This window comes from Mesorhizobium sp. B3-1-8, from assembly GCF_006439495.1.
GTDB lineage: Bacteria > Pseudomonadota > Alphaproteobacteria > Rhizobiales > Rhizobiaceae > Mesorhizobium.
The window spans coordinates 63,085-79,462 of the sequence record NZ_VFTK01000010.1; the positions used below are offsets into that span (position 1 = coordinate 63,085).

Here is a 16,378-nt window from a genome sequence, read left to right on the forward strand (position 1 = left end):
ACCTGCCGGTTCGCCTACACCGGCAGTTCGATCAGCCAGCCATTCGAGTGCGCGAAGCGCACGATGGCGGCGCGGGAGTGAAGTTCGAGCTTGTCGGTTGCCCTGGTGCGATAGGTTTCGATCGTCTTTATGCTGAGGCTGAGCCGCGACGAGATTTCCTTGTTGCTGTAACCGAGCGCCACCAACTGGATGACCGACCGCTCCCGTTCGCTGAGATTGCCCGGATCGCCCTGCGCGGCGCCGCGTGGGCTCAATATGCGCGCCGCAAGCGCCGGATCGACATAGTTGTCGCCGGCCAACACGCATCGGATGGCCTGCAGCAGGTCCGTCGCGGTCGACCGCTTGACCACGAAGCCGCGCCCGCCCGCCGCCAGCACCTGGCGCAGGCAGCCCGGATCCTCATGCGCCGTCAGCGCTATGCAGCTGACCTCGGGAAAGCGTTCGCCAAGCCGTTCGATCAGCGTGACCCCGTTGATGCCCGGAAGCGATATGTCGACCACCGCGACATCGGGCAGCGACTTGCCGATCCCCTCGAGGGCATCGTCGGCATTGCCGGCCAGTCCGACGATCGTCAGGTCGTCCTGGCTGTTGATCATAGCCCCGACCCCCGACAGGATGATCGGGTGGTCATCGACCACAAATATCCGTCTGCAGCACACCTTTAACCTCCATCAGTCGATGAAAGAGCCTCTCGCCTGGAGCGGGCCCTCTTGTTCTTGATGGTCTAGGCAACTGCCCCGCCTGGCGCGGGACGCCCGTCTGTCCTGGCAGGCCTGAACGGCCGCAACGGGTAAGCCATCCCCCGCCTAACCCAATGATGCCGCACTGTAAGCCGCGGCTAATGTCCGGGATGTGCAGCGCTTCACGTAATCCCACCTGACGCCGAAGATGCCGTTTCAGACCCGATCGCATCGTTGCCGGCTCGAAGCTGCCGGTCAGCCGGCGAGGGGCACATCGGCGTAAATGGTGGTCCCCTTGCCCCAGGCGGTCTCAACCGACAATTTGCCGCCGACCAGCGCCAGCCGCTCCCGCATCCCGGCAAGTCCCAAATGGCCCGGACCAGGTTCGGCGCTGCCGTCAAAGCCGCGGCCGTCATCCTCGATCGTCAGGCGCATCCGATCGTCCTGGATGTGCGCCGTGACGCTCACGCGGCTCGGCGCGGCATGCTTGCCGATATTGGTGAGCGCTTCCTGGGCAATGCGGTACAGCGTGAGCGCGATCTCGGCAGGCGGCGGGCTCGACAGGGCTTCAAGGTCCATCTCGCATGCAATGCCGAGTTGACCGCAAAGCATGGTTGTCAGGTCCTCGACCGAAGCCTTGAAGCCGAGGCGATCGAGGTCCGCGGGTCGCAGGCTCCAGGCGGCGTCATGCACCCTGGCGCTCAGCTGGTCGATAAGCATCGCGGCGCGCTCGAGGCGGGCGTCCATCTCCGGCGAGCCGGCGCGAACGATGTGCAATTCGAGCGCGACGCTGGCGAGCATCTGGCCCAGATCGTCATGCAGCTCGCGCGACAGGCGCAGGCGCTGCTCTTCCTGCACGGCAACCAGATGCCGCGCCAGGCCACGGCGCTTTCTCGAGCTATCGTCTTTGCCGGTGTCGATGCCACCCTCCATCGACTTCTTTTCCGTCAACGCCGCGAAGTGCCGGCCCCGCGAGAAGAGGCACAAGGGGTTGATCTCCGCGCAATATACACCCGGCATATGCCTTTATGCCTGTCAGTTTTTTCCCGATTACTTCAACTTTCCCTGACACGGGGATCAGCAGAAAAACCGACGGCACCTGCCGATTAGCCCGAATTCATGGGCGCTATTTCTGCGTGCATCCTTGGAGCGTCCTCTCGGTCATCTTGAACTGGCCGGGAAGCTCAACACAAACCAAGGAGAACGTCATGAAAAAGATCATCCTGGCCGCGGCTGTCCTGTCGGCTCTGACTGGTTCGGCATCCGCATTTTCGGTCGGTAGCGGCAACGGCAACGGCAACGGCAATGTCGGCGTCGGCAACGGCAACGGCAATGGCAACGCCAACACCGGCGCCTTCAACGGCAACTTCAACGGCAACGGCAATTTCGGCGCTGGCAACGGCAACGGAAACGGAAACGCCAACATGGGTGCCTTCAGCGGCAACTATAACGGCAACCTCAATGCCGGCGCCGCCAACGGCAACGGCAACGGCAACGGGAACTTCGGCCTCGGCAACGGCAACGTGAACGGCAACGGCAACTTCGGCCTCGGCAACGGCAATGCCAACGGCAACGGCAACTGGGGCGCCGGTAGCGGCAACGGAAACGGCAACGCCAACCACTAGCGTCGCCAACTTCAGCGTCGCCAAGCTTTAACTTGGAAAGACGCAGACGTCTCTGGGATCGCCGAGCCACGCGCCCGTCCCCCGCGCAAGGCTATCGCGACATGTCGCCGGCGGTCCCAGTCCTTTTCGAAACAGGTGCAATTTCAAAAAGCTAAGCCATGGAAGGAGCTCGCAGATGAAACGCTACGTCATATCGGCGCTATGCCTGGGGTTGTCGAGTGCAACCGCGGCGAAGGCTGACACCGCGACGGGCAGCCAGGCCTTCGGCATGTCGGCTGTCCAGGGGGCGGTCGGCAAATACGGCCAAGCCATCGGTTCGAACGTCAGGAGCATGAACCCACTCGGCAACTTCGGCGGCAATGTCGGCTACAAGAACAGCGGTGCCGGTAATGTCGGCGCCTTCAACAGCGGCACCGGCAATGTCGGCGCCTTCAACGGCAACAGCAACACCTCGCCGACAAGCGGCAACAGCAACATTGGCGCCTTCAACGGCAACTCCAACACCGGCCAATACAACGGCAACAGCAACATCGGTGCCGGCAACGGCAACTTCAACGGCGGCAACTTCAACGGCAACGGCAATGTCGGCGGCTTCAACGGCAACTCCAACGGCCGGGGGAACCGCTGATGACCAGTTTGAGATCAGCCGCGTCCGTTCGGCGTCGCCAGCGCGGCGTGGCGCCGAGGCTGCTTGACGGAAACGGCCTCGCGCTCGGCACGCTGCTTGCCGCTATCCTGGCTGCCGACGCCTCGACCCTGGTCAGGATTGCCGACCTTCCGATCGGCGTCGGCGTGACCAACGCTCTCGGCAACACCGGCAATTTCAACGGCAACGGCAATGCCGGAAGTTTCAGCGGTAATGGCAACAGCGGCAACTTCAACGGCAACGGCAATGCGGGAAGTTTCAGCGGCAACTTCAATGGCGGCAGCTTCAACGGCAACGCCAATTGCGGCAACGGCCACGGCAACGGCTACTCGTCCGACGGCAATGGCAACGGCAGGGGAGCCGGAAGCACGCCGGACTTGTGCCGGTTTTTGAAGGAGCTGAACGGCCGATTGGGGCTGCCGCCCGGCACGATTCCGGATTTCGATTAGGTCCTCGATACAAGATTGCAGGCCCATCGATAGGCCAGATATTCACCGCTCATTCGATGAAATCAGGGCAAACGCTGGGGATTGGCCGAAGCCTCCCAGCCTCGTCATTCTAGGGCGGAGCAGCCGCGAAGCGGCGTCGCGCAGACCCTGGAATCCATTCCGTGACCTGGGCCGTGGAATGCAGCAGAGCAGAATTCTGCACCGCGGCAACGCTCGAAAGCCACGGAATGGATCCTCGGGTCTACGCGCGTCGCTTCGCTCCTTGCTCCGCCCGTGGATGACGATCGCGATGGGCGTTTCGGCAACCTCCCAGGCTTGCCCTATGCAAACATCGTTCAGGCCACGACCTCGACGATCGCGGTCAGGAAGCTGGCGAGATCGTCGGTGACGAAATCGACGTCGTCCTCGTTTGCAGGGTCGCGTTCCCAGATCTCCGAAAAGGTCGGCTCGAAATTGCGCGGCACCACCAGCACGGTCGTCATGCCGAGCGTTTTCGGCACGGCCAGATTGCGCGCCAGATCCTCGAACATCACCGCATTATGTCCGGTCACCGAGTGCAGTTCGGCAAAACGCTCATAGGTCTGGCGCTCCGGCTTGGGATTGAGCCCCGCCGCGACGATGTCGAAGATGGCGTCGAAATGTTCCAGTATGCCGAGCTGGCGCGCGGTGCGCTCGGCATGCCTGCGGTCGCCATTGGTGAAGATGAATTTGCGTCCTGGAAGCTGGCGGATCGCCGCGCCCAGCACCGGATCCGGCACCAGCCGCGAATAGTCGATGTCGTGCACCTTCTCGAGGAAATCGTCGGGATCGATGCCGTGCCGCTTCATCAGCCCGTTCAGCGTCGTGCCGTATTCCAGGTAGAGCTCCTTCTGCAGCTTGCGCGCCTCGTCGCGCGAAAGCGTCAGCAACTCGCCGACATAGGCGGTCATCTTGACGTCGATCTGCGCGAACAGGTTCGAGTGATGCGGATAGAGCGTGTTGTCGAGGTCGAACACCCAGTCCGTGACATGGGCAAAGCGGGCAGGATCGGGTGTCATCGTCATACGCTTCTTATGGCACGCCGGCGCGGAGGTTATCCACAACTTATGCGCGTCACGAAGTGTGAAAATGGCGTCTCACTTCAAATTTTAAAAGTCTCGGAAAGGTCGCCTTCAGCGCTTGCTGGCACAGAGGCTATCCGTTGGGAGCAAGTGATGAGTCGCATATTTTTGAGGGCCGCTGCCGTGGCGTTCGCTTCGGTCGCTGCCTCGCTGTTGTTGACGCTGATTGTGGTTCCGGCAATGGGCTTTCCGATGAGCCGCACCGTCTGGCTGGCGTCGACGGTTTGCCCGCTCGTGCTCGCCTGGGCCGCCAGCGCCAGCAGCTTCTGGCAGAGCGACCGGTTGCAGAACGCCCATCGCGAGCTTGCCCGCGCCCATGCGCAGCTTGCGGCGGCGCACAGGCGCCTGTCGGAAAAGGCAAGCCGCGACGACATGACCGGCATGCTCAACCGCGAAACCTTCTTTGCCGCGCTCGACGGGTCGCGGCGCAAGAGCGATCGCGGCGCGCTGCTCATCATCGACGCCGATCACTTCAAGAGGATCAATGACAGCTACGGTCATCTGACGGGAGACGAAGCGCTGCTTCTGATTGCCGGCGCCATCGAACGCGGCATTCGCAGCGGCGACATGCTCGGCCGCATCGGCGGCGAGGAATTCGCGGCTTTCCTGGTCGGCGCCAGCGAACCGGAAGCCAAGCATATCGCCGAGCGTATCCGCCGCGAGGTCGAGCTGATCCGCTTCCGCCCCGTCGACGAGCGGACCGTGCCGCTCACGGTCTCGATCGGCGGCATAAGCTGCGGCGAGAGCGCTACCGTTTCCGATCTGATGCGCGCCGCCGATCGCAGGCTTTACGAGGCGAAGAACCGCGGTCGCAATCTTTCGATCCTCGACCGCGAACTCCCCGAGGCGGCATGAAGCCGCGGGCGTTAGGAAAACCCTAACCATGTCCATATTCAACCGCGCTGAACTTCCGGGTGTAACCCCGTTTTCACCTAGGTTTGGCACGGAATTGGCCTCCTCTGCGGCGTGTGTGCCGTTCAGGAACGGCATGCGTGGATCGACGCCCCTATCGAGAGACGTGTCATGAGCAGGTTCATAAGAAAAATGTCGCGCCGCGCGATCGTGCAGGCGCTGATCGCGCTGCCCGCGCTGTCGCTGTTCCGCAACCAGCCGGCCGTGGCCGACCCCGATGAAATCATCGAGATCAATGGCTGGATCCTGCGGCGGAGCGATCTCGCATGATCTTCGACAGCTACGAAGCCTACAAGCAGGCCGGCTTCAAACCCAAGGCCTGCATCCTCGGCTCCGGTCCGGCCGGCACGACGATCGCCAGGAAGCTCGGCGCAGCCGGCATCCCGGTCGTCGTCCTGGAGGCGGGTTCGCGCGAATTCAGCGACGAGTCGCAGGATTTCTATCGCGGCAGGACGGTCGGCGATTTCTATTTCGACCTCGACATCACCAGGCTGCGCTTCATGGGCGGCTCATCCAACCACTGGGCCGGCTGGTGCCGCGTGCTCGACAGCCAAGATTTCGAGCCCAAGGCCTGGGCGCCGGACACCGGCTGGCCGATCAGTCGCGCCGACATCGAGCCCTATCTCGGCGAAGTCCACGACATCCTCGAGCTTCCCGACTTCCGCCCCGATGTGCCGGTTTCGGACGACATCCGCTGGGTGCAGTTGATCAAGAGCCCGGCGGTGCGCTTCGGCGAGAAGTTCGCCGACGAACTCGACAAGAGCAAGAACATCGCCGTCGTGCTCAACACCTACGCGACCGAGCTTGCCGGCGACGGCAAGCGCGTCACCGGCGCGAAGCTCTGGTCGAACGGGCAGGACGCCGGCACCTTCGGCGCGGACTATTTCGTCACCTGCACCGGCGGGCTGGAAAACTCGCGGCTGCTGTTATGGTCGAATGAGCGCTCGAATGGCGGCGTGGTGCCGAACGCGACGGCGCTCGGCCGCTACTGGATGGAGCATCCGACCTTCGAGGGCGGCAATGCCATCCTCGCCAGTTACTCGGAGTTCGAGGTCGACGCCTCGAACGAAGCCTTCTTCTCGCCGACCCTTGCCGCGATGGAGCGGCTGCAGATCATGAATTTCGGCATCCGGCTGATCGAGTCGCCTTATCCCAATGTCAAGAAGCTGATCGCCGATCTCGCCTGCACCGCGCCCAACATGGCGGAGTGGATGTCGTCCCAGCTGGACCAAAGGCTGCACTGCGCGGCCCAGCTTTACGTCGCCTGGGAACAGGCGCCGCTTGCCTCCAACCAGATCGAGCTGTCGAAGGTCGATGTCGACCACGCCGGCGTGCCGCGCATCGAATTGCATTGGAAGAAGTCGCCGCTCGAGCGCCGCACGCTGCTCGAAGGCCTGAAGCTTTTCGGCACGACCATGGCGCAGAAGAATCTCGGCCGCGTCCGCATCGACGACTGGATCAGCAATGGCGACGATTACCCGACCAATGAGGAAACGGCCGGCCACCACCACATGGGCGGCACCCGCATGGGCACCGATGTCTTGAAAAGCGTCGTCGACGCCAATTGCAAGGTGCACGGCATGGACAATCTCTATGTCGGCGGCTCCTCGGTGTTCTGCACCTCCGGCCAGTGCAACCCGACGACGACCATCACCGCGCTCGCTTGCCGCCTGGGCGAGCACCTCGGCAAGGTGATCGTCGTCTGATCCACCGAAAAGACCGGCTTGGCCGACGCAAGGCGGCCCAGCCGCCTGTCAGCGGCTGAACCGCCCTGAATGTCGGTTGGGCGAAAACCGACCTCAGACCGTGGCCGGGTCGAGCGCCGGCTGACCCTTGAACCGCGCCACGATGCCGGCGAGGTCGCCATGGGCGAAAGCATCGCGCAGCGCATCGAAGGACGGCAGCACGAAATAGGCGCGCTGGAACTTGTCGATCTCATAGCCGGTGCGCATCACCGTCTCGAGGTCGAACGGCACGTGGTGGGCATCCTTGCTCTCGACCGCGAATTGCAGCTCGGTGAAGGACGACATCAGCCCGGCGCCGAAGGCCTTCAGCGGCTGCCCGGCTTCCTGGATGAGGCCGTATTCGGCGCTGTACCAGTAGAGCCTTGTGATCATCTCGTCGCCGCCCAGCGCAATGACGTCCTCGGCCTTCTCGCCATACATCTGCATGAAATCGGCGAACACCGGCTGGGTCAGGATCGGCACATGGCCGAAGAAATCGTGGAACATGTCCGGCTCGACGATATAGTCGAGCTCTTTTTTCGTCCGCAGCCAGTTGGTCACCGGGAAGCGCCGGTTGGCGAGATGATCGAAGAACGGGCCGGCTGGGATCAGGCCGGGCACGGCGACGATCTCCCAGCCCGTCAGTCTGGTGAGCTTTTCGCTGACCTCGTCGAAATCCGGAATCCTGTCGAGCAGGCCGAGCGCGGCGACACCATCCAGATAGGACCGGTGCGCGAGCCTCTGGGTCAGCTTCGTCTGGCGGTCGCACAGCGTGCGCCACACCGCCTGTTCCTCGGCTGAATAGTCGTAGCCCTGCGCAACGGTGAAATCGCCGCGGCAGACCGAATAGTCGCCGCGAAGGCCCTGCGCCGCGCATTCGGCGGCGTAATCGGCAACGCTGATCGTCATCATATCCTCCTCGAGATCGTGATCCGCGGATCGTGGAGGGAGTCTAGGAGCGAACGCTGAGGTAAATCCGCCTTGTTTGTAGATCGTCAGCTGATTTCGAGGTAAAAGAACTCAGATAGACGTGAGATCGACAAAACATGCCTCAATTCGACGATTTCGAGATAAGGATGCTCGATATCCTGCAACGCGATGGCCGCAAGCCCGTCTCGGAGCTCGCGCAGGAGATCGGGCTATCGACCACGCCCTGCGCGCGCCGCTTCGAGGCGCTGCAGGAAACCGGCATCATCAAGGGTTTTGCCGCCGTGCTCAGCCGCCGCGCCGTCGGGCTCACGGTCGAGGTGTTCATCCAGGTGCGGCTGGTCAGCCACAGCGACGGCTCGCCCGAAAGCTTCATCGCCGCCGTGCAGCGCATGGACGAAGTCTCGTCCTGCTGGACGATGACCGGCGACCACGATTTCCTGCTGCATGTCATGGTGCCGTCGGTGGACGATCTGAATGCCTTCGTCATGCACCGGCTGATGCGCCTGCCCGGCGTGCGCGACGTCCACACGCAACTGGTGCTGCAGAACATCAAGGGCCCGGGCCACGTGCCGCTCAGCCACCTGCGGCGCTGACGCAATTCCAGGAAAAGTGCAACGCTGTTTTCCGTCCGAAATTGCGTCCAAGCAAAAAGCAATTTCAAGAAAAGTGCAACGCGGTTTTCCGTCCGGAATTGCGTCCACGCAAAAAGCAATTCCAGGAAAAGTGTGAGGCGTTTAGGCTCGGCAACTTCGCCGTAGCCCTCCGCCCGGACTTGCTTCAGAACAAAACTTCTCCCGAAAAGCTGCGTGGAAACTGCTGAACCGCGCCAAGGCGACTTCGACATCGGCGACTAGCACAAGCGGACCAACGCAAGAGGTCCGCCATGAACATCGTGCTGATCAATCCGCCGCACACGGCCATCGGCAGCCGCGTGCCCGACGATCATTTGCCGCCGCTCGGGCTGCTGGCGATCGGCGGCCCGCTGATCGATTCCGGCCATCAGGTCCGGCTGGTCGATGCCGAGTTCGGGCCGATGCCGCTTGCCGTGCTGGTCGACGAGGCCTTGCGCGGCGAACCGGATTTCATCCTGATCGGCCATTCCGGCTCGACCTCGGCGCATCCGACCGCCTTGAAGATCGCCGAAATGATCAAGGGCCGCGCACCGGGCGTCATCGTCATCTATGGCGGCGTCTTTCCGACCTATCATTGGCGCGACATCCTGGCGGCGACGGACGTCTTCGATTTCATCGTGCGCGGCGAAGGCGAGGCGACCGCGACGGCGCTGGTCGAGGCGATCGAGATGCGCCAGCCGGTGGCGAGCGTCGCCGGCATCGCCTATCGCGACGACCTCGGCCATCCGGTCGCCACGCAGCCGGCAATGACCATTGCCGATCTCGACGCCTGGCGCGTCGGCTGGGAGCTGATCGATCATCGCCGCTACTCCTATTGGGGCGGCAAGCGGGCCGTGGTCATGCAGTTCTCGCGCGGCTGCCCGCATCTGTGCAACTATTGCGGCCAGCGCGGCTTCTGGACCCGCTGGCGCCACCGCGACCCCGTCAAATTCGCCAGGGAGATCGCCTGGCTCCATCGCGAGCACGGCGTCGAGCTGATCAACCTGGCGGACGAGAACCCGACCTCCTCGAAGAAAGCCTGGCGCGCCTTTCTCGATGCCATGATCGCCGAGAATGTGCCGGTGCTGATCGTCGGCTCGACCCGCGCCGACGACATCGTGCGCGATGCCGATATCCTCGATCTCTACCGCAACGCCGGAATCATCCGCTGGCTGCTCGGCATGGAGAACACCGACGAGGAGACGCTGTCGCTGATCCGCAAGGGTGGCAGCACCAAATCCGACCGCGAGGCGATCCGGCTGCTCAGGCGACACGGCATCCTGTCGATGGCGACCTGGGTCGCCGGCTTCGAGGACGAGACCTTGCGCGATCTCTGGCGCGGCTTCCGCCAGCTCATCGCTTACGATCCGGACCAGATCCAGGCGCTCTATGTCACGCCACATCGCTGGACGCCGTTCTTCCGCATCGCCAGCGACCGAAAGGTGATCCAGAAGGACGTGCGCCTCTGGGACTACAAGCACCAGGTTCTGCACATGACCCGGCTGAAACCCTGGATGCTGTTCTTCGCCGTCAAGCTGATCGAGGTCGCGGTGCAGTCGCGGCCGAAGGCGCTGGCGCGCATCCTCTTCCACCCCGATCCCGAGCAGCGTCATTCGATGCGCTGGTACACGAAGATGGGGCGCCGCGTCTGGTTCCGCGAGGTCTGGGGTTTTCTCGCCCGCGACGGCCGCGTCACGGACGGCCCGACGCTCGCTGAGTTCTGGGGCGCGCCGCAGGACGCCGAGGAGGAATCGATGATCGTTCGGCGTCGAGCGCGAAAGCCGGCCATGCCCGCTCTTGAAGGCGAAAGAAGATTAGCCGGCTGACTATGGTAATTCACCGCTTCACGGAAACGGTTTACTTGCCTTCCTACGGAACGATCAGCGTGCCGGCGCCGTGCTCGGTGAAGAGCTCCAGCAGAACGGAGTGCGGCGTCTTGCCGTTGAGGATAACGACGCCCTCGACGCCGCGCTCGATCGCTTCGATGCAGGTCTCGACTTTCGGGATCATGCCGCCCGACACGGTGCCGTCCTTGATCAGCGCCCTGGCTTCGGCGACCGTCAGCTCGTCGATCAGCTTCTTGTTCTTGTCGAGCACGCCGGGCACGTCGGTGAGGAAGAGCAGGCGCGAGGCGCGGCATGCGCCCGCGATTGCGCCCGCAAACGTGTCGGCATTGATGTTGTAGGTGTGGCCGTCGCGGCCCGGCGCGACCGGCGCCAGCACCGGGATCATTTCAGAGCGCGCCAGAAGATCGAGCAGCGTGCGGTCGACCTCGACCGGCTCGCCGACGAAACCCAGATCGAGCACCCGCTCGATGTTGGAATCCGGATCGATCATTGTCTTGCGCGCCTTTTCGGCGAACACCATGTTGCCGTCCTTGCCGCAGAGCCCGATCGCCCACTCGCCCTCGGCGTTGATCAGCGCCACGATCTCCTTGTTGATCGAGCCGGCCAGCACCATCTCGACGATCTCGACCGTCTTCTGGTCGGTGACACGCAGCCCGCCTTCGAACTTGGATTCGATGCCCATCTTGGAAAGCATCGCGCCGATCTGCGGCCCGCCGCCATGCACGACGATCGGGTTGACGCCGGATTGCTTCAACAGCGCGATATCGCGGGCGAACGCCTTGCCGAGCTCATGGTCGCCCATGGCGTGGCCGCCATACTTCACCACCACGGTCTTGTTCTCGTAGCGTTGCATATAGGGCAGCGCGCGCGAAAGCAGCGCGGCCTGCATTTCGGCGGTGGCGGCGATGTCCGTCATCGATTGGTTCCCGGCTTCTAGGAAAGGACGGCGGCGTCTTAGCGGGAATTGCCGCAGGCCGCAAACGGCTTTGCGCTCACAATGACGAAATCGGCTAGTTCCCCAGCACAGTGATTTTGACGGGCAGGCCGTATTTGTGTTGGTAGGTGGCATGCCTTGGAGATTGGCCGAAACGGCCCAACCTCGTCATCCACGGGCGGAGCAAGGAGCGAAGCGACGCGCGCAGACCCGAGGATCCATTCCGTGACGCATGAGCGCCGCAACGGTGCAGAATTCTGCTCTGCTGCAGTCTACGATCAACGTCACGGCGGAGATTCCAGGGTCTCCGCGACGCCGCTTCGCGGCTGCTCCGCCCTGGAATGACGAGGTCGGAAGGCTTCGGCCAATTCCCAGCGTTTGCGCTGATTCACCGAAATGACGATGACAATCTTACCGTGATAAGTGGCAGTTTTCAAAATCCCTGCGCAGAACCACCAGGCACTTTCAGCGGCGCCCGCCGCTTCAGCCAACCCGAAAGCTTCTCCATCTGCGCCGCGAAGGACAAAAGCGTCTCCTCGTCGCCGGGCCGGCCGGCTGCCTGGATGCCGAGCGGCAGTCCGTCCGCGGTGACATGCACCGGCAGCGCGATCGACGGCTGCCCGCTGACGTTCTGGATCGCCGGCCAGTGGGTGAACCAAAGGCTCTTGTCCATCAGCTGGCCGAACAGCGCCTTGACCTTGAGCAGGCGGGTGAGATGCAATTTGTCGAGCAGGTTCTCGACGAATTCGTCGGCGCCCTTGGGGTCCATCGAACCGCAGGCCAAAGGCGGATGCGCGATGATCGGCATAAGCACGGCGTCGAAGCGTGTGGTCTCTTCGATCAGCCGCCGCGCCGTGGCGTTGAGCCGCTGCACGCCCTCATAGACTTCGCCGGCGGACAGCATTTCGCCGAGACGTGCGAGAACGCGGGTCGCACGCTCGACCTCGCCGGTCACCGGGCGGCCGACGCGCTGCGCCTCGCCCCGGATCGTGCCGGCGACGGCAGAAGCGACCGTCTTGCAGAAATCGGAAATGAAATCGCGGCCGATGAAAGGCAGGTCGATCTCTTCCACGGTGTGGCCGCCTTCGCGCGCCAGCGCCACCGCGGTGTCGAGCGCCTGGAGCGTCTCGGCCGAAATCGGCAGGCCGAGCGGCGACTTGCGGTAGACGGCGAGGCTGAGCTTGCCCGGGTCGCGCGCCGCGGCCACCGCGAAGAAACCCTGCGGGGCGCGCGCCGCGTAGGGCGAGAGCGGATCGGCGCCATGGGTGAGGTCGAGCAGAAGCGCCGTATCGCGCACCGAGCGGCTGACGGCATGGTCGACGACCATGCCGTACCAGCTTTCGCTGACGAGCGGCGTCAGCGGCACGCGCCCGCGCGAGGTCTTCAAGCCGACCAGCCCGCTGCAGGCGGAGGGCACACGGATCGAGCCGCCGCCGTCGGAGGCGTGCGCCGCCGGCACAACGCCCGCAGCGACGAGCGCCGCCGATCCGCCCGATGAGCCGCCGGTCGTGTGGCCGGTGTTCCAGGGATTGCGGGTGATGCCGAAGCGGGCCGACTCCGTCATTAGCCTCAGCCCATGCTCGGGCGAGGTGCTGGTGGCGATCGGGATCAGGCCGGCTGCAAGATAACGCTCGACCATCACCGAGCTGAAATCGGCCGTGAAGGGCGGGATTCGGCTGCCGCCGTGGATCGGCACGCCCTTGAGGCCGATGCCGAGGTCCTTGAGCGCGAACGGCACGCCGGCCAGTGGCAGCGTGCGGTCGATGGTCTTCGCCCGTGCCCGCGCTGCCTCGTAAAGCGGCGTGGCGATGGCGTTGATGTCGGGCCGTGTCGCCTCGGCGCGCGCGATCGCCGCGTCGACCAGTTCGGGCGGCGAGATTTCATTCCTGTGCACGAGGTCGGCGAGACCGGTCGCGTCCCGCTCCCAAAGCACGTGTTCAATCGACATCGCCGCCCCTCTTTTGGCGAAGACTATCTCATGAGCCTGCAAATCGGTATCGGGATTCGACAAGCCAATGGCACGACAAACCTTGGGGTGACCAAGCTCTCGGCGCCCGTTGCAAATAAATCGCAACCTTCTAATTTGCCTGCATGGCGCCGCAGGACATCAGCAAGCTGATCGTCCGGACTTCGATGAAGGACCGGGCAGCGTTCGATCTGCTCTACAAGCAGACCAGCGCGAAACTTTTCGGTGTCTGCCTTCGTGTATTGCGGGACAGGGGAGATGCGGAAGAAGCGCTGCAGGAGGTCTTCGTCAAAATCTGGACGAAGGCGGATCGTTTCGCGGTTTCCGATCTGAGCCCGATTTCCTGGCTGGTGGCCGTTGCGCGCAACCATGCGATTGATCGCATCCGGGCCCGGCGCAGCCCTTCTGCCAATATCGATACGGCCTTCGAAGTCGCCGATCCGACGCCGGGACCTGAGGCCATGGCGGTGGCGGCCGGCGAGGCCGAACGCATCTACCATTGCCTTGACGAGCTGGAACAAGACCGGGCGGCGGCCGTCCGGGGCGCCTATTTGAGCGGCGAAAGCTATGCCGAGCTGGCGGAGCGCTTCAAGGTTCCGCTGAACACGATGCGGACTTGGCTGCGGCGAAGCCTGCTCAAACTTAGAGAATGCCTGGAAAGATGACGCTGGCGGAAGACAACGGACCGGAACGTGGAGGCGACGAGCTGCTCGCCGCCGAATACGTTCTCGGCGTTCTGGCGGCCGACGAACGCCAGATCGCGTCCCGCCGCATCGACGCCGAGACGGCGTTCGCCCGCCTGGTCGATGCCTGGGAAGCCCACTTCACGCCGATGGCTGCCGCCTATGCCGCGGTCGAGCCGCCGGCTTCGATCAAGGCGGCGATCGACCGCCGCCTGTTCGCGTCGTCCGCATCCACGCCCACGGCGCCCAGCGCCGGCCTGTGGGCGAGCCTGGCCTTCTGGCGCGGCCTCGCCGCGGCGGCCATCGCCGCCTTGGCCGTCTATGTCGCCCTGCCTTATGTCAGCCCGCCGGTCCAGCCGCCCGAGACCAGGTTGGTCGCGTCACTCGCCGCCGACAACAGCAACGTCAAATACCTTGCCGTCTATGACGCCGCCCGCCACGAGGTCGGCCTGTCGCTGGTCTCCGGCGATCGCGGCGCCGGCAAGGATTTCGAATTGTGGATGATCGAAGGCAAGAACGCGCCGGTCTCGATGGGCGTCATCCCCGCCGGCCCGACCGCACGCATGGCGGTCACGGCGGCCGTCCAGCAGAAGCTGGCGCAAGGCGCCGTGCTCGCCGTCAGTCTCGAGCCTTCGGGCGGTTCGCCGACCGGTCAGCCGACCGGTCCGGTCGTCGCCGCGGGTGACCTGAAGGGCATCTGATCTCAGGCGACATGGTCTCAAAGACTGATTAAAGTCTATCGCTTGCCTTCGGCAATCGGCGGAAGTTCGCTGTCGCCACAGGCGGTGTTAGAGAAACTAATCGAAAGAAAAAATCTCTCGACGCTCGTGAAACTAATTTTTTTCACATCCGTATCTCCTTTCGTTCCCACTGGCGGGAAGAAAACAACCCGAGGAGACTTATACCATGCGTAAATTCGCCACCCTTTTGCTTGCCTCCACGATCGGCCTTTCCGCGCTCGGCGCCGTTGCCTATGCCGCCAATCCGATGGTCGGCGGTGCGGCCATGTACGCCAAGAAGAACATCATCGAGAACGCCGTCAATTCGAAGGACCACACCACGCTGGTCGCTGCCGTCAAGGCTGCCGGCCTGGTCGATACGCTGCAGACCCCCGGTCCGTTCACCGTCTTCGCGCCGACCAACGAAGCCTTTGCGGCGCTTCCCGCGGGCACCGTCGAAACGCTGCTCAAGCCCGAAAACAAGGACAAGCTGACCAAGATACTCACCTGCCATGTCATCGCCGCCAAGGCGCTGGCCGCCGATGTCGCCAAGATGGCCAAGGCCGATGGCGGCGCGCACCAGGTCAAGACGGTCGGCGGCTGCGAGCTGACGCTGAAGTCGCAAAAGGGCAAGGTCACCGTCACCGACGAGAACGGCAATGTCGCCAACGTCACCATCGCCGATGTCCGCCAGTCGAACGGCGTCATCCACGTCATCGACAAGGTTCTCTTGCCGAAGATGTAACAAAGCGGACCTGGCCGGCGAAGACATGGCTGAGCGCCGGCCGCGACATCCAAGATCCGCGTCGCCGGCAAGGGTGTGCTCCGCGCTGTCCCGAAAGGGGGCGCGGAGCGGCAATTCCAGCAAGGCGCCACGCGGTTTCCGTCTGGAATTGCTCAACATGACGGATAGGGCGTCACCGGCTTTTGATTTCCGGGCGGCGCTCTATCTTGGCAAAATGCGTCAGGAGGAACGGCCATGAACCGTCGCGATTTTCTCTGGAGCGGGGCTGCCGCCACCGCTCTCATCGTCGGATCCGGGGCGATGCTGCGCGCCGGCGGACCGAAACCCGCTCTTGCCGCCGAAACCTTCGAGGTCACAAAGACCGATGCCGAGTGGCACGCCATCCTTTCGGACGAGGCCTTCGACGTGCTGCGCAAAGAGGGCACCGAATATCCCGGCACCAGCCCGCTGCTCAACGAGCATCGCAAGGGCATCTTCGCCTGCGCCGGCTGCGACCTGCCGGTCTATTCGTCGGAGACCAAATTCGATTCCGGCACCGGCTGGCCGAGCTTCTACCAGGAAATCGCCAACTCCATCGGCAAGACCGTGGACAATTCTCTCGGCATGACCCGCACCGAGGTCCACTGCCGCCGCTGCGGCGGCCATCTCGGCCATGTCTTCGACGATGGGCCGCCGCCCACAGGCCTGCGCCATTGCATCAACGGCGTGGCGCTGAGCTTCAAGCCGGCCGCCGCCTGAGCAAATCCAGTCCTGCCGAAAAGAATGACCCCGGAAATCGTCGCCGATTTCCGGGGTCACGCGTTGAGG

At 63.7% G+C, this 16,378-nt stretch carries 18 protein-coding genes; 12 read left to right on the forward strand and 6 right to left on the reverse strand.

Annotated elements, in window-relative coordinates; all coding sequences use genetic code 11:
• Positions 1-14 precede the first annotated feature (14 nt).
• Together FJ424_RS11535 and FJ424_RS11540 are read right to left on the reverse strand one after the other, a co-directional pair.
• Entirely contained in the window at positions 15-638 is a 624-nt protein-coding gene (locus FJ424_RS11535; RefSeq protein ID WP_246677222.1) for a response regulator transcription factor, read from the reverse strand.
• Positions 639-935: 297 nt separating this feature from the next.
• Entirely contained in the window at positions 936-1,667 is a 732-nt protein-coding gene (locus FJ424_RS11540; RefSeq protein WP_181182060.1) for a sensor histidine kinase, read from the reverse strand.
• 221 nt (positions 1,668-1,888) lie between these two features.
• Between FJ424_RS11540 and FJ424_RS11545 the strand changes: the two genes are divergently transcribed.
• The 3 genes from FJ424_RS11545 (at position 1,889) to FJ424_RS33600 (ending at position 3,400) form a co-directional block, all read left to right on the forward strand.
• Positions 1,889-2,305, forward strand: a complete 417-nt coding sequence (locus tag FJ424_RS11545; RefSeq protein ID WP_181182059.1) for a hypothetical protein — start codon at positions 1,889-1,891, stop codon at positions 2,303-2,305.
• A 175-nt stretch (positions 2,306-2,480) separates the two neighbouring features.
• Positions 2,481-2,933 (forward strand): hypothetical protein, encoded by a 453-nt coding sequence (locus tag FJ424_RS11550; RefSeq protein WP_140654530.1) that lies wholly within the window; start codon positions 2,481-2,483, stop codon positions 2,931-2,933.
• Complete coding sequence (locus FJ424_RS33600) at positions 2,933-3,400, forward strand: hypothetical protein (RefSeq protein ID WP_181182058.1); 468 nt, start codon at positions 2,933-2,935, stop codon at positions 3,398-3,400. Before FJ424_RS11550 ends, FJ424_RS33600 begins: the two co-directional genes overlap by 1 nt.
• Positions 3,401-3,735: 335 nt before the next feature.
• On the opposite strand, the gene FJ424_RS11560 is transcribed toward FJ424_RS33600, so the two are convergent.
• Positions 3,736-4,443, reverse strand: a complete 708-nt coding sequence (locus FJ424_RS11560) for a pyrimidine 5'-nucleotidase (RefSeq protein ID WP_140641931.1) — start codon at positions 4,441-4,443, stop codon at positions 3,736-3,738.
• Positions 4,444-4,593: 150 nt separating this feature from the next.
• Here FJ424_RS11560 and FJ424_RS11565 point away from each other — a divergent pair, with 150 nt between their 5' ends.
• From FJ424_RS11565 to FJ424_RS11570, 3 genes are all read left to right on the forward strand, one after another.
• Positions 4,594-5,355, forward strand: coding sequence for a GGDEF domain-containing protein (locus FJ424_RS11565; RefSeq protein WP_140641929.1), 762 nt, complete (start codon positions 4,594-4,596; stop codon positions 5,353-5,355).
• Positions 5,356-5,523: 168 nt separating this feature from the next.
• The gene (locus tag FJ424_RS33605) at positions 5,524-5,682 is read left to right on the forward strand and encodes a hypothetical protein (protein ID WP_181182057.1); all 159 of its coding nucleotides are present in this window, start codon (positions 5,524-5,526) and stop codon (positions 5,680-5,682) included.
• Positions 5,679-7,118, forward strand: a complete 1,440-nt coding sequence (locus FJ424_RS11570; RefSeq protein WP_140654529.1) for a GMC family oxidoreductase — start codon at positions 5,679-5,681, stop codon at positions 7,116-7,118. Before FJ424_RS33605 ends, FJ424_RS11570 begins: the two co-directional genes overlap by 4 nt.
• Before the next feature lie 93 nt (positions 7,119-7,211).
• Here the strand turns inward: FJ424_RS11570 and phhA are convergent, their stop codons facing one another.
• Entirely contained in the window at positions 7,212-8,048 is an 837-nt protein-coding gene (gene phhA / locus FJ424_RS11575) for a phenylalanine 4-monooxygenase (protein ID WP_140654527.1), read from the reverse strand.
• A gap of 134 nt (positions 8,049-8,182) precedes the next feature.
• On the opposite strand from phhA, the gene FJ424_RS11580 reads away from it, so the two are divergent.
• On the forward strand, positions 8,183-8,659 hold the full coding sequence (locus tag FJ424_RS11580; RefSeq protein ID WP_127883232.1) for an Lrp/AsnC family transcriptional regulator: 477 nt from the start codon (positions 8,183-8,185) through the stop codon (positions 8,657-8,659).
• 290 nt (positions 8,660-8,949) lie between these two features.
• The gene (gene bchE, locus FJ424_RS11585; protein WP_140654526.1) at positions 8,950-10,503 is read left to right on the forward strand and encodes a magnesium-protoporphyrin IX monomethyl ester anaerobic oxidative cyclase; all 1,554 of its coding nucleotides are present in this window, start codon (positions 8,950-8,952) and stop codon (positions 10,501-10,503) included.
• Between the two features lie 43 nt (positions 10,504-10,546).
• Here bchE and argB read toward each other — a convergent pair whose 3' ends face one another.
• A complete protein-coding gene (gene argB / locus FJ424_RS11590; RefSeq protein ID WP_140654524.1) occupies positions 10,547-11,440 on the reverse strand; it encodes an acetylglutamate kinase in 894 nt (297 codons plus the stop codon).
• A 451-nt stretch (positions 11,441-11,891) separates the two neighbouring features.
• The gene (locus FJ424_RS11595) at positions 11,892-13,406 is read right to left on the reverse strand and encodes an amidase (RefSeq protein WP_140654522.1); all 1,515 of its coding nucleotides are present in this window, start codon (positions 13,404-13,406) and stop codon (positions 11,892-11,894) included.
• Positions 13,407-13,549: 143 nt separating this feature from the next.
• Between FJ424_RS11595 and FJ424_RS11600 the strand changes: the two genes are divergently transcribed.
• From FJ424_RS11600 to msrB, 4 genes are all read left to right on the forward strand, one after another.
• Positions 13,550-14,089: a sigma-70 family RNA polymerase sigma factor gene (locus FJ424_RS11600; protein WP_140654520.1), complete on the forward strand. Its 540-nt coding sequence runs from the start codon at positions 13,550-13,552 to the stop codon at positions 14,087-14,089.
• Positions 14,086-14,808, forward strand: a complete 723-nt coding sequence (locus FJ424_RS11605) for an anti-sigma factor (RefSeq protein ID WP_140654518.1) — start codon at positions 14,086-14,088, stop codon at positions 14,806-14,808. The genes FJ424_RS11600 and FJ424_RS11605 overlap by 4 nt, the downstream gene beginning before the upstream one ends.
• A gap of 205 nt (positions 14,809-15,013) precedes the next feature.
• The gene (locus FJ424_RS11610) at positions 15,014-15,571 is read left to right on the forward strand and encodes a fasciclin domain-containing protein (protein WP_140654516.1); all 558 of its coding nucleotides are present in this window, start codon (positions 15,014-15,016) and stop codon (positions 15,569-15,571) included.
• Positions 15,572-15,805: 234 nt separating this feature from the next.
• A complete protein-coding gene (gene msrB, locus FJ424_RS11615; protein ID WP_140654515.1) occupies positions 15,806-16,309 on the forward strand; it encodes a peptide-methionine (R)-S-oxide reductase MsrB in 504 nt (167 codons plus the stop codon).
• The last annotated feature ends 69 nt before the right edge of the window (positions 16,310-16,378 follow it).

Excerpts from the sequence above, each read along its gene's own strand:
- FJ424_RS11545 (WP_181182059.1), top strand. The coding sequence starts at position 1,889 with ATGAAAAAGATCATCCTGGCCGCGGCTGTCCTGTCGGCTCTGACTGGT.
- FJ424_RS11550 (WP_140654530.1), top strand. The coding sequence starts at position 2,481 with ATGAAACGCTACGTCATATCGGCGCTATGCCTGGGGTTGTCGAGTGCA.
- FJ424_RS33600 (WP_181182058.1), top strand. The coding sequence starts at position 2,933 with ATGACCAGTTTGAGATCAGCCGCGTCCGTTCGGCGTCGCCAGCGCGGC.
- FJ424_RS11560 (WP_140641931.1), bottom strand. The coding sequence starts at position 4,443 with ATGACGATGACACCCGATCCTGCCCGCTTTGCCCATGTCACGGACTGG.
- FJ424_RS11565 (WP_140641929.1), top strand. The coding sequence starts at position 4,594 with ATGAGTCGCATATTTTTGAGGGCCGCTGCCGTGGCGTTCGCTTCGGTC.
- FJ424_RS33605 (WP_181182057.1), top strand. The coding sequence starts at position 5,524 with ATGAGCAGGTTCATAAGAAAAATGTCGCGCCGCGCGATCGTGCAGGCG.
- FJ424_RS11570 (WP_140654529.1), top strand. The coding sequence starts at position 5,679 with ATGATCTTCGACAGCTACGAAGCCTACAAGCAGGCCGGCTTCAAACCC.
- phhA (WP_140654527.1), bottom strand. The coding sequence starts at position 8,048 with ATGATGACGATCAGCGTTGCCGATTACGCCGCCGAATGCGCGGCGCAG.
- FJ424_RS11580 (WP_127883232.1), top strand. The coding sequence starts at position 8,183 with ATGCCTCAATTCGACGATTTCGAGATAAGGATGCTCGATATCCTGCAA.
- bchE (WP_140654526.1), top strand. The coding sequence starts at position 8,950 with ATGAACATCGTGCTGATCAATCCGCCGCACACGGCCATCGGCAGCCGC.
- argB (WP_140654524.1), bottom strand. The coding sequence starts at position 11,440 with ATGACGGACATCGCCGCCACCGCCGAAATGCAGGCCGCGCTGCTTTCG.
- FJ424_RS11595 (WP_140654522.1), bottom strand. The coding sequence starts at position 13,406 with ATGTCGATTGAACACGTGCTTTGGGAGCGGGACGCGACCGGTCTCGCC.
- FJ424_RS11600 (WP_140654520.1), top strand. The coding sequence starts at position 13,550 with ATGGCGCCGCAGGACATCAGCAAGCTGATCGTCCGGACTTCGATGAAG.
- FJ424_RS11605 (WP_140654518.1), top strand. The coding sequence starts at position 14,086 with ATGACGCTGGCGGAAGACAACGGACCGGAACGTGGAGGCGACGAGCTG.
- FJ424_RS11610 (WP_140654516.1), top strand. The coding sequence starts at position 15,014 with ATGCGTAAATTCGCCACCCTTTTGCTTGCCTCCACGATCGGCCTTTCC.
- msrB (WP_140654515.1), top strand. The coding sequence starts at position 15,806 with ATGAACCGTCGCGATTTTCTCTGGAGCGGGGCTGCCGCCACCGCTCTC.